Below are 11,384 nucleotides of genomic sequence, written 5' to 3'. Positions count from 1 at the left end.
ATATCGGCATAGGCTGTCAGACTTGCTGAGCCTATCAAAGTAATACTTGCTGCAATGGGAATTATTTTTTGAATCATTTTGAAAATCTCCTTTCATGTTTAGTGTTGGGTACAATACTATTATATATCATTGCACTTGTTTTTTCAAGCCGCAATGCGCACAAAGTTCTCTGAAAAAATCCGGACAGTTTTTATATGATGAATTGACAAAAAGCTCTTGATAGGGTATAATAAAAGAAATGGGTACAATATGAAAGGATTGATTTCTATGTACTACAACGAAAAACGAAAAGCGATTACGGCAAAATATGTGAAAACACATCTTGATGACATCAAAATTCGTGTTCCAAAGGGACAGCGTGAAAAACTGAAAGCTATCGCTGCTGAAATGGGCATGAGCATGAATCAGATGTTCATTAAGGCTGTTGAGGAATATATTGAACGAAACTATAAGCCTGAAGAAGCAAATGAAACAGATTGACAAATCGGAATTTAACGCACATCTAAAAAACGAGAATTCATAGAAACGTAGCCATAAAATGGTGATGAAAGGACGTATAACTTATGAGTAAAAAAGTATTTGTTTTGGTACACGATTACTGGCATCATGATGATTCCATCAAGCCTATGATGGACTATCTGTTTAACGCAGATTATGAAGTAACATTCACAAAGAACCCAAATGATTATTTCAACGGGCAGTTTGATTTGTTTTTGTCTTTCAAAGATCCTATTGAAAATGATCAGATTCCTACTCCAATCTGGTGTGATGAAAAATGGACGGAGAAATTTCTGAATGATGTTCAGAATGGTATGGGAACGATTATGTTTCACGCATCACTTACTGATTACCCAGAAAATCACGCAATCCTCACAAATGTTGTAAGAAGTAACTTTATCACTCATCCCGAACAATGTCCGCTTACTGTAAAACCGATAGCAGAACATCCGATTATTGAAGGCATTGGCAAATTCACATTCCCTGATTTTGACGAACATTATGTAATGAAAATGATTCCGAATGCTGATACAACGATTCTTGCAGAAACCGTTTCAAAGAACGGCGTTCAGCCTGCTGTATGGATTCACACCTATGGCAAGGGAAAAATCTGCTGTATCGTTCCTGCACACAATACCCAAAATCTGACCTGTGAACCATTTGTCAAACTTGTAAAGAATGCTATTGATTGGGTTTAATAGCATTAATAGAGCGTCAAATTCCAGTTTGCAGAGTTATTCCAACTCTCCCTTTTTCCGCCTACGCTCAGGTTCATCCCTCAAACTTTCAAGGTAATCGTCAATCGTTCGGCTTGCCTTGTCTAAATCAGCATACTCTTTTTTGAGGTAGCGGTATTCTTCGTAGAGTTTTTCACGCTCCTCATACAACGCTTGTCGCTGACGGTCAAGCGAAGTTTCTGACGGAAACTTACCGTCGGGATACAACGATTTTAACCTACTGCCAACGCTCTTGTACTTTTCCAGTACAGGAGCGTTTTTCTTTGTATATTCTTTTTGTTTCCATACTGAAAGAGACTTGTACTTGTCATGATGCGGTTTACTGCGTTAAAATTGCCGGACAAGTTCTACCTGGTTTTGTCAATATCACTTGACGCATTTTATTCGAACAAGAATTATGCAACGAGAAAGATATGATCATAGTAGAGCTTTCTTCGGGTTGACGGAGGCAGCCCGCCGTTGGCGGTGCAGATTCCCCACATACTTTCACAGCGTGCATTATCATGACATCTTCCGCCGGCACTGTTCATGCTTTGAATGATCCCATATTTCGGCTATTTCAACTTCCGTGTTGATAAATGTAAACTTTTTCAGAAAACAGGTTGTAATATATGACAATTTGGGATAAGACTGTAGACAAATGGGGCGATTAGCAAGCTGCACAGCACATAGCTAAAAAATATGATGATGACGGATATCTTCGCAAGAAGGAATAGCATAAACAAAAAAATAAGCTGCTACAGAAAAATCTGTGGCAGCTTATTCTATTTAGAATAGTCCTAATTTTAACCTATCAATATCAGCTCCTGATATCTGTTTGTACGAATCCATAAGATTTTGAATCATATTTAATGACGAGCGGTTCGAAGGATCAGTTACATAGTGTATTGTCGGCGAAAACTTATTATAAGAAAAAATGGCTTTGGTTTATAAGCATATTACTTCTTCGTTGTCACACTCTTAACAGCCGACCATTCTCCATAATATTTAGTACCCTTTACAAGCGTATAGGAACGTACCTTAACATAGTATTTCTTATTTGCCGAAAGCTTTGAAATCGTCATTTTGTCGGTCTTGTTGTTTGCAACATCAAGCTTCTTTGCGCCTGTAAACTTAGAGTTTGTGGCGTACTGCACCTCATAACCTGTTGCAGAGCCTTTCTGCGCCCAATCAATAAAGAAAGCCTTTGACTTCGCTGTGAGCTTCTGTATCTTCTGCTTAGCAGGGTTTATCTTGAATGTCTTGCTGACAGTTCCGCCGTATTGTCCTTTGCCTGTTATCTTTACTGTGGCTGTTCCTACCTTTTTGTTGTTTGAATATGAAACTGTGTAATCTGTGCCGCTTTTAAGCGTCTTGCCGTTGTATTTTACCTTTACGCTCTGCGTGATATTCTTTCCTGTGTATGTCTTTGTAGAAATGCCTGAGATAGCTGACTTTGTAATGTCATACTTTGCGGCGGTAACATTTTTGCTGTCTGACCATGCTCCATAGTATACCTTTTCGCCAACGTTTGTGTAGGAACGTACACGAACATAATATTTATTTCCTGCTGTCAGACCGCTTATGTTGAGAGTATCAGGCTTGTTTGCGGTAAGCTTTTTAACCGTGCTGTCCTTAAAATCAGCATTTGTGCTATATTCTATCTCATATCCTGTTGCAGAGCCTTTCTGCGCCCAGTCTATGAAAAAGCCTTTGAAGCGTGTTTCAAGCTTCTGTATCTGCTGTTTTGCAGGCAGTATATCAAAGCTTTTCTTTATCTCGCCGGTATATGAACCTGTTCCTGTTATGGTGACTTCAACAGTACCCACCTTTGTGTTTGCAGAATAAGTAACAGTATAGTCAATACCCTCATCAAGGACGACATTGCCATTTTTGATAACTATATTTTGCGTAACAGGCTTTCCGGTGTACTCTTTGTCCTTAATACCTGAAACGGCAAGCTCGTCAATTTTTACCTGATATGTGTCATATGGAATTCCATTTTCTTTTGCATACTTTTCAGCGGCGCTATCCTTAGCGCAGGTCATTGAGAAGTTTTTATTAAGTGTAAGTTCTGAGCCGAAAGTATAACCAAAAGCCTCAGCGCCTATTTTCTTTACACTTACAGGTATGTATACCTTGGAAAGTGAAGTGCAGTTTTCAAAGGCATAATCGCCTATTTCTTCAACACCATTGCCAAACATCACGCTTTCAAGGGCAGTGCAGCCATAAAAGCTCTCATCGTCGATATATTTTACCGTATCAGGAATGACTACGGTTTTAATTGTCTTGTTGTTCTTAAAAGCACCAGTTATGACACCCAAAGGGTGAGAATTTGTAGGTTTACCCGACCAACCGCTTATACCTGTTATCGTATATCCATTGAGTTCAGCAGGGATAACGACATTTTCTTCCTTGCCATTATATTCAACTATATCAGCAGTTTTATCAGCTTTTATGATATACACAAAGTTGCCGTATGTTGCATAGTCTATGCTTGCAGACTTTGAGATATCATCGGCATAAGCTGATATTGGCGCAGCCACGCCTGTGAATGTCATTGTTATTGCCGCTAGTCCGGCGAGATAGTTTGTTGTTTTCATATTATTAACTCCTTTTTTACAATGTTTTTTCTTTGGTATATTAATTTTTTCTAAGATAAGTTCACCACCTTTCAATTGCCACCCACGCTCATCAACACGAAACAGTCTTGCTGAAAGCCGTGACAGTTTCATACTTTGAGCCACTGTAAACATCAGCAGTCGTCTTTACACGATAAGTACCGCTGCTTAAAGACTCTTTGGAATTTGAATAAATCGCATACCAACTGTTGAATGTTTTTGTCCAACTACTGTATTTATTCCATGAAGATCCATTTTTCTTCTGAAGTGTTTGAGTTATAACGATTTTAGTAGTTGTACCTGAAATACCACGTACAGTGGATTTACAAGTTGCAGCCTTGTTGGAGATTGACAATGTACCTGATATTTTATCTGTGTATAAATAACAAACAGAAATGTCATCGTCAGAAGGCGTTTGCAGTTCGGTTTCGGCAAAAGCTGTAAGTGATAGGCATAGCATAATAACAACCGATATAATTGTAGATATCACTTTTTTCATATATGTAAGTTCCTCCTTTCACAAAAAATAGGTGCAAGAGATTTATTTTCTCCTACACCTACTATGACAATGAAAATTGTTTGTTTGTGATATGTTTTTATTAATTTACTTTATTTTTGTGGATTCACACAATTCCAACACAGATCGTTTGTCTAAGTTGCTGCATATTTCAAAAATATATTTACCATTGTCCCATATAAATGTATGATCATGATCTGTATTATGAACTAGATACTCTTGTCCGTTTTCATCTGTATATGATTCAAATGTTGACTGTTCATTATCATAATTACTAAGATATGCATCTTTTGTGTATTGTTCAAAAAAGATATAATCATCATCCTTGAAGTATGTTATTATAATTGAATTTTCCATTTTATCATAGTCGACTTGTTTAAATCCATTGGGAAGTGAAGATATATGATATTCCTCGTCAATCGAATGCGGATATGAATTCACAATTTCACTGTCTGCTATAATCTCCGTATGGTCTGAAAAAATATTCATAAAGAAATTACAAACTGCCTCTCTCACAGCTTTTACGCTAAGCGAAGAAAATGATAGGATCAACAATGCTGCAACACAACAAGCAACACGTCTGCCGGTCGTGCATATCAGAGTAAAATAGGGCTTTTCTCTGTGTTTTATAAGTTTGTTTATTTTTTTATTGTACTTTTCCGAAAATTCATATCGTTTGTCTACTTCAAGAGTTTCAACATAATCATCCAATCTGGCATCTACGACTTCATCGAGAGCTTTTGAAAAATATGAAAAATTATTCATGTTATAAATCACCCTTTTCAAGTAATATCTTCAATCTGTTTTTGGCATACTGCAGACGTTTTCTTGCTGTGGCAGATGTAATGCCAAGCGTTTTTGAAATTTCAGAATATTCAAGTCCACACGAAAACTTTAAATAAAGAATCTCTTGATCGTCAACTTTCAGTTTCTTGATGCAACCTTTCAAAAATTCAAATTCGTAACATGACATATTTTCATTTACAAAATAAGAATCATCATCGTAGGAAACCGTCATTAAATTTTCTTTTTCCTTTTTAGATATATTCTTTGCCATGTTCCTACTAGTTATGACAATGTAATAATCCAATTTGTGATATTCTAAATGTTTAATTTTTTGAAAACATTTAGCCAACGATAAAAAAGTGTCAGAAGTTGATTCCTCAGCAAGTTGTTCATTTTTTAATATATTCAAGGATATTGCATGAACTTTATTTTTGTATTTATTATACAGCTTTTCAAAAGCCTTTTTATCTTTTTCATCATCGATCAATGCCATATATATCGGCAACATACAATCACTCCCTTCCTATCTCCATTTCAGAATATTATCCGTTTCCAATTTAAGTATATCATGTTTTCATACACCATGCAACTTGGAAAGGCTGTAATAATAAGACACGGATAGCCGTCTGAAGCAGGACGGCTATCCGTGTCTGAGTGTATTCGGCAGCTAAGGTAGGTATTATAAGTACGCAAATGATATCAGATTTTTTACCCCTAAGCAGTGATATGACTGTATGTCATATCCTGTTTTTCTTTCTCATCAGCTTATTTTCATACATTCGCTCATCAGCGGTCTTGAGCAGCTCGCTTACAACATTTTCACTGTAAGGAGCGCTTGCCCACCCTATGCTCGCTGTTATCTCGTAGGGCTTGTCGGAACTTCGACCCACAGCTTCGAGTGTTTTTAAAAAGCGTTCTGTCCGTCTTTGCGGTTCATCATCAGCGTATTTTCCTATCCCTATAAGACAAAACTCATCACCGCCTGTGCGTACACATATCTCATCATTACTGGTAATGCTCTGAACAACATTCGAGACGGTTCTGATCCCATAGTCTCCTTCAGCATGGCCAAAGGTGTCATTTATCGCCTTCAAGCCGTCCATATCTGTTCTAAGTACCATTGCAGTATCGTCAGGGGCGGCATTCTGAGCCTTTTCGTGCAGCCAGCTTTTCATGCCGCAGCGGTCTGACAAACCTACAGTGAAAACACGGCTGTACAGCTTAATGATAACCTTTCAATCATTCTGTACTGTCTGATCTGAGTCTGTGCAGCGTGAGCGGTACTCCTTGGGAGAGCAGCCGCCGGCGGATCTGAACTGCCTGTTGAAGTTCGAGAGGTTGTGATATCCGCATTCAAAAGCTATATCTGCAACGCTTTTGTCGGTGTCTCTCAAAAGCTCTCTTGCAAGCTTCAGGCGCAGCTGGGCTATATATTCCATTGCTCCGACGCCGGTTTCCCTCTTGAGTGCACCCATGAAATAGCTTTTGCTCAGGTGAACAACGCCCGCAAGCTGGTCTATGGTGAGGGGCTCAGTAAAATGCTCATTGATGTACTCTATCGCGGGGCGCATCAGTGAGCTTTTTTTTACAAAACCGTTCCTTGAAATGCTGCCGCTCTCATAGAGCAGGAACATGAACCGCAGCAGCTCGCTTTTTATCAGCATATCAAGAAGGGGCGTGTCACCCTTGGCGGCGCTTATCATATTTTCCGCCGTGGTCAGAAGCTCGCTGTAATAGCAATGCTCGGGGGTAATGTGAGTTTCTATACTGTACGCTCCTGAAATGAGAGGTGCGATAAACGCGTCTGCGGCACGGTCATTGTCACGGCTGCCCAGCATGGAGCCGTCAAGATCAAGGGTATCGTAGACACATCTCTTGTCATCATGCTGATAAACAGCATGGAGCATGTCAGGCGGCGTCAGCACAATATCGCCCTTGTAAGCTGTAAAGTGTATATCGCCCGTTACAAAATCACCCTCGCCCTCCAGAATGACATTAAGCTCAAATTCCTTATGCCAGTGCATTGGAGCATTGGGAAAGTATTCGGGAATATTCGAGATATAGTAAGAAAACGGCTTGTCGGCTGTGCTGTGCCGGCGGTGTTCCTTTAATGCGGCTTTTTCCATATTATCACCATAAAAGTATTATAGTATCGGTTTGTGATATTATCGGCGTAGATTATTTCTTCGATATGTAGTATTATATCATACAGAAGCAAACAAATCAACCCCTTGACGAATATTTATACGGAGGTAATTATTATGGCAAAAAGACCTGACTGGCTCGACGACGCAGTATTTTATGAGATCTATCCCCAGTCCTTCAAGGACACGGACGGTGACGGCATCGGAAATATAAACGGCATCACCGAAAAGCTGCCCTACATCAAGGAGCTGGGCTGCACGGCGATATGGATAAACCCCTGCTTTGAATCGCCCTTTTTGGATGCAGGCTACGATGTTTCGAACTATTGCAGGGTAGCCCCCAGATACGGCACAAATGACGACCTCGTCCGTCTGTTTGAGGAGGCTCACAAGCTGGGTATGCACGTTCTGCTTGACCTCGTGCCGGGGCACACCTCATGGGAGCACCCCTGGTTCAAAGAAAGCATGAAGGCCGACCGCAACGAGTTCACCGACCGCTATGTCTGGACGGACAGCGTTTGGGAGGAGCCTGCGGGCTACCCGTCAATAAGGGGCATATCCGAACGTGACGGCAGCTGTGCGATCAATTTCTTCACCCACCAGCCTGCTCTTAATTACGGCTTCTACAAGCCGAACGCTCCCTGGCAGCAGTTTATGGATTCCGAGGGCGCTGTAGCTACCCGGGAGGCGCTCAAGGACGTCATGCGCTTCTGGCTTTCACGGGGCTGTGACGGCTTTCGTGTGGACATGGCAGGTTCACTTGTCAAAAACGATGAGGATCAGAAGGGCAACATCGCCCTCTGGCAGAACATAAGGGCATTTCTTGACGAGGAATACCCCGAGGCCGCAATGGTCTCCGAGTGGGGAGAGCCTTACCAGAGTCTTGCAGGGGGGCTTTCATATGGACTTTCTGCTGCACTTCGGGTCTTCCCACTACAACGACCTGTTCAGGAATGAAAAGCCCTTCTTCAGTGGAGAGGGTGACGCATCGACGTTTGTGTCCAAATATATGGACAGCTATGAGCGCTCGGAGCGTAAGGGACTGATTTGCATACCCTCGGGCAATCACGATATGGACAGACTCGCCCGCCACATCAAAGGAGAGCGCAGAAAACTTGCCTTTGCCTTCCTGCTGTCGATGCCGGGAGCACCCTACATCTACTACGGCGATGAGATCGGCATGAATTACGTTGAGGGGCTGAACTCTGTTGAGGGCGGTTACGGCAGGACCGGCTCGCGCTCACCTATGCAGTGGGACAGCTCGGAGAATGCAGGATTTTCTTCCGCTCTGGCAGAGAAGCTCTATATCCCCCTTGACCCCGACCCCGACAGACCGACTGTGGAGAAGCAGATTGCCGTCAATAATTCGCTGCGCAGCGAGGTCAAAAAGCTAATTGCAGTAAGACAGGCGCACAAAGCTCTGCAAAGCCTTGGAGATATCGAGTTTGTCTGCGACGGCGCAAAGGGCAGACCTCTTGCATATGTCAGAAGCTTTGACGGCGAGAGAATACTCGTTGCAGTAAACCCCACCGATTCCGCCTGTGAGCTGACGGTCGGCGGCTCACTTGGAGAGGTTATATACAGCTTCGGGAGCGGTGCAGAGATAAGCGGCAACAGCTGCGTTATTGGAGCAGGCTCGGCAGCGTTTGTGAAGCTTGATTAAAAAGGACGGTGATACTATGCGAATAAGAAATCTTGCGGCTTTTATGGCGGCAATGTCCATAATGCTCAGCTGCACGCTTTCGGTGAGCGGCACTTCATCGGGCAGAACAGTGAACATAACCGTTGATACGGGCAAGGACAGAAAAGCGATCTCTCCCTATATTTACGGCGTTAATGCGGAGCTTATGGAAAATGACGTTTCCTGTAAGGCGGTGCGTGCGGGCGGCAACCGCTACAGCGCTTACAACTGGGAAACGAACGCTTCAAATGCAGGAGCTGACTGGAAAAACATCTCCGACGGATATTTTCAGCAGAATGTTCCGGAGAATATGAAGGACAAGCCGGGCTGTGCCGCTCTGAAGCTGAATGAGGTCTGCACCGCAAAGGGCGCATACCCTCTTATGACGCTGCAGCTTGCGGGCTACGTTTCTGCCGACATGAACGGCGAGGTCAGCAAGGCTGAGAGAGCGCCCTCTGACCGCTGGAAAAAGGTTGAACTTGTAAAGGGCGATGAATTCAGCCTGACGCCCGATCTAAATGACGGCACTGTTTATATGGACGAGTTTGTAAACTACCTTGTGAACACCCTTGGCGACTCACAGAACGGCGGCATCAGGGGCTATTCTCTCGACAATGAGCCGGGGCTGTGGAGCAGCACTCACTCACTCGTTCATCCCGAAAAAACCACCTGCGCTGAGATCGTTGAAAAGTCGGTAACTATGTCTAAGGCAGTAAAGGATATTGACCCGAATGCCGAGATATTCGGTCCTGCGCTTTTCGGCTACGGGGCGTTTACGAATTTCGCCGATGCGCCTGACTGGAAAGAGATAAAAAACGACAACCCCGAGTACAAATGGTTTATAGATTACTATCTTGACGAAATGAAGAAGGCAGAGGACGAGAACGGCAGGCGACTGCTCGATGTGCTCGATGTGCATTTTTACACCGAGGCAAAGGGCGCCTGCGGAAAGCGCTACTGCGAGCATTATGGCGATCCCGACTGTGTTTACAATAAGCTGAACTCGACCCGAAGCTTCTGGGACGATACCTACACCGAGGACAGCTGGATAACCGACGCAGGCGCAGAGTTCCTGCCGATACTTCCGGCACTTAAGGAGTCAATAGATACCTATTACCCCGGCACAAAGCTTGCCATCACTGAATATGATTTTCAGGGAGCTTACGATGTCTGCGGTGCTATAATGGAGGCGGACACCCTCGGCATTTTTGCACAGAACGGGGTCTATGCTGCCAACCTGTTTACAATGGACGCACAGTATCAGCTTGCCGCGATCAATCTGTACACCAACTATGACGGCAGCGGAAGCGGCTTTGGCGATACGCTTGTGTCCTGTACCACGGACGATATCGAGACCTCGACCGCCTATGCTGCAATTAACGGAGATAACGAGGACGTCATCACCCTCGTAGTGACAAACAAGGCGTTTGACGACAAAACGACCGCAAATATCGAGCTTGGAAACGAGTACAAGTACGCTCACCTTTACGGGATAAACAGTATGTCAGCACAGTTATTTGATATGACCGATTCAAACCCGGCTGTGACACTGAATGGCAGCAGCCTGACTCTTGAAATGGAGCCAAGGACGGTATCGCTTCTGGTAATTGCCAAGGATAAGGAAGCTCTTGATACAAGAGAAGCTGTTTCCTCCGCTGCCGAAAAGGGAGAGGGAAAAAGCAGTCTCCCGCTTATCTTGGGGATAGTCGGAGGGGCAGCGGCTCTTGTGGCAGCTATAGTGTTTGCTGTATTCAGGATAAAGAAAAATCAACACTGATCGCAGGTTCTCGGAAACGCCCTGAAAGCGTTTTCGAGGGCTCTTTTGGGCGCTTTAGCGTAATTAAACGTCCGGTTCTACCGGGGACATAAAAAAAGCTTCAGCGAACGCTTTAAAATAACCTCCGAATATGATAAAATAGTAGTAATTTGGCGACTGCATTACTAAATTAAAATACACGGAGGTTATAAACAAATGAAATTAAGCACCTAACATATAAGGGCTGCCAGTGAGTGTAATGCGGTGCTGAACCCTCGGAGTCTCTTGAGGGGCAAAGCCAGTAACAGTTCCTTTTTGGAGCAGAGCAAACCACCACTTTTGTGGTGGTAATGATTATAAAAAGTCACTTTAACTATGCGTGCTAATATCCTCTTTCTAAAATCATCTCCGTCATTTCCTTCTCGGCAACAGACTGCTGTATGAAAAATACAATAAGAAGAATAAGGACTCAGTAACCAAACGGTTATGGAGTCCTTTCTGCTTTCATGAGACAGATAATGTCTGTTAGAACTCTATTTTAAATATGAAATTTCCAGAGCTGAAAGCAAAGATAATTCTGATTTTGGAATATACGGCACAGCGATATTTTTCCAGCTATACTTAAAAATGAGGGCTATCGTCAGCACATCTGTCATCAGGTTCGG

Annotated in this window: 13 protein-coding genes; 5 read left to right on the top strand and 8 right to left on the bottom strand. The window is 43.0% G+C overall.

The genetic code is table 11. From position 1 onward, the window contains the following. Positions 1-249: 249 nt before the first annotated feature. Both OCV57_RS10045 and OCV57_RS10040 read left to right on the top strand, forming a co-directional pair. Positions 250-480 (top strand): Arc family DNA-binding protein, encoded by a 231-nt coding sequence (locus OCV57_RS10045; RefSeq protein WP_117958511.1) that lies wholly within the window; start codon positions 250-252, stop codon positions 478-480. Positions 481-563: 83 nt separating this feature from the next. After that, a complete protein-coding gene (locus OCV57_RS10040; RefSeq protein ID WP_117927137.1) occupies positions 564-1,196 on the top strand; it encodes a ThuA domain-containing protein in 633 nt (210 codons plus the stop codon). A 36-nt stretch (positions 1,197-1,232) separates the two neighbouring features. Here the strand turns inward: OCV57_RS10040 and OCV57_RS10035 are convergent, their stop codons facing one another. From OCV57_RS10035 to OCV57_RS10000, 8 genes are all read right to left on the bottom strand, one after another. Beyond that, positions 1,233-1,442, bottom strand: a complete 210-nt coding sequence (locus tag OCV57_RS10035; RefSeq protein ID WP_117958451.1) for a hypothetical protein — start codon at positions 1,440-1,442, stop codon at positions 1,233-1,235. 188 nt (positions 1,443-1,630) lie between these two features. Continuing rightward, positions 1,631-1,765, bottom strand: coding sequence for a hypothetical protein (locus OCV57_RS10030; protein ID WP_337795318.1), 135 nt, complete (start codon positions 1,763-1,765; stop codon positions 1,631-1,633). Positions 1,766-2,173: 408 nt separating this feature from the next. Continuing rightward, complete coding sequence (locus OCV57_RS10025) at positions 2,174-3,817, bottom strand: fibronectin type III domain-containing protein (RefSeq protein ID WP_267301410.1); 1,644 nt, start codon at positions 3,815-3,817, stop codon at positions 2,174-2,176. A 91-nt stretch (positions 3,818-3,908) separates the two neighbouring features. After that, positions 3,909-4,334, bottom strand: coding sequence for a hypothetical protein (locus OCV57_RS10020; RefSeq protein WP_267301409.1), 426 nt, complete (start codon positions 4,332-4,334; stop codon positions 3,909-3,911). Positions 4,335-4,439: 105 nt separating this feature from the next. Continuing rightward, positions 4,440-5,117: a DUF4367 domain-containing protein gene (locus OCV57_RS10015; protein WP_267301408.1), complete on the bottom strand. Its 678-nt coding sequence runs from the start codon at positions 5,115-5,117 to the stop codon at positions 4,440-4,442. Position 5,118: 1 nt separating this feature from the next. Beyond that, positions 5,119-5,646, bottom strand: a complete 528-nt coding sequence (locus tag OCV57_RS10010; protein WP_038671217.1) for an RNA polymerase sigma factor — start codon at positions 5,644-5,646, stop codon at positions 5,119-5,121. Positions 5,647-5,875: 229 nt separating this feature from the next. Next, positions 5,876-6,331, bottom strand: coding sequence for a GGDEF domain-containing protein (locus OCV57_RS10005; protein WP_256320925.1), 456 nt, complete (start codon positions 6,329-6,331; stop codon positions 5,876-5,878). Positions 6,332-6,373: 42 nt separating this feature from the next. Beyond that, positions 6,374-7,264: an AraC family transcriptional regulator gene (locus OCV57_RS10000; RefSeq protein WP_267301407.1), complete on the bottom strand. Its 891-nt coding sequence runs from the start codon at positions 7,262-7,264 to the stop codon at positions 6,374-6,376. A gap of 135 nt (positions 7,265-7,399) precedes the next feature. On the opposite strand from OCV57_RS10000, the gene OCV57_RS14300 reads away from it, so the two are divergent. The 3 genes from OCV57_RS14300 to OCV57_RS09990 are packed head-to-tail and all read left to right on the top strand — an operon-like array spanning position 7,400 to position 10,740. Beyond that, the gene (locus OCV57_RS14300; RefSeq protein WP_317245416.1) at positions 7,400-8,239 is read left to right on the top strand and encodes an alpha-amylase family glycosyl hydrolase; all 840 of its coding nucleotides are present in this window, start codon (positions 7,400-7,402) and stop codon (positions 8,237-8,239) included. Next, positions 8,184-8,945 (top strand): alpha-amylase family glycosyl hydrolase, encoded by a 762-nt coding sequence (locus OCV57_RS14295; RefSeq protein ID WP_317245415.1) that lies wholly within the window; start codon positions 8,184-8,186, stop codon positions 8,943-8,945. Before OCV57_RS14300 ends, OCV57_RS14295 begins: the two co-directional genes overlap by 56 nt. 16 nt (positions 8,946-8,961) lie before the next feature. After that, entirely contained in the window at positions 8,962-10,740 is a 1,779-nt protein-coding gene (locus tag OCV57_RS09990) for a glycoside hydrolase family 44 protein (RefSeq protein ID WP_117958320.1), read from the top strand. Positions 10,741-11,384: the final 644 nt, after the last annotated feature.

Source organism: Hominimerdicola aceti, from assembly GCF_025567495.1.
Lineage (GTDB): Bacteria > Bacillota > Clostridia > Oscillospirales > Ruminococcaceae > Hominimerdicola > Hominimerdicola aceti.
This window is presented reverse-complemented; position numbering and strand designations above follow the sequence as displayed.